Source organism: Buttiauxella brennerae ATCC 51605, assembly GCF_001654925.1.
GTDB classification, from domain to species: Bacteria; Pseudomonadota; Gammaproteobacteria; order Enterobacterales; family Enterobacteriaceae; genus Buttiauxella; species Buttiauxella brennerae.
Genome location: NZ_LXER01000077.1, coordinates 1 through 326 on the forward strand (window position 1 = coordinate 1; position 326 = coordinate 326).

Here is a 326-nt window from a genome sequence, read left to right on the forward strand (position 1 = left end):
TGTAGTGGCACACTGAATTTGGCCACCTGAATAGAGGTGATATCATCACCTCATAGTCAAAACAGGTGACATTATGACCGGACGTAACAGACGCAATTTTAGCCCTGAGTTTCGCCTCGAGGCTGCCCAGCTTGTACTCGATCAGCATTACACCGTTGCCGCCGCTGCCACTGCGATGAATGTCGGCAAATCCACGATGGATAAATGGGTTCGACAATTGAAAGAAGAGCGAGCGGGAAAATCACCCATAGCTTCACCCATGACACCTGAGCAGATTGAGATACGTGAGTTGAAGAAAAAACTTCAACGCGTTGAAATGGAAAGGG

Annotated in this window: 1 protein-coding gene; it reads left to right on the forward strand. The window is 48.2% G+C overall.

Annotation, left to right across the window (positions count from 1 at the left end):
• Window positions 1-73: 73 nt before the first annotated feature.
• Window positions 74-326: IS3 family transposase (locus tag M975_RS22065; protein WP_064562024.1), on the forward strand; the 253-nt coding region annotated here is incomplete at its 3' end.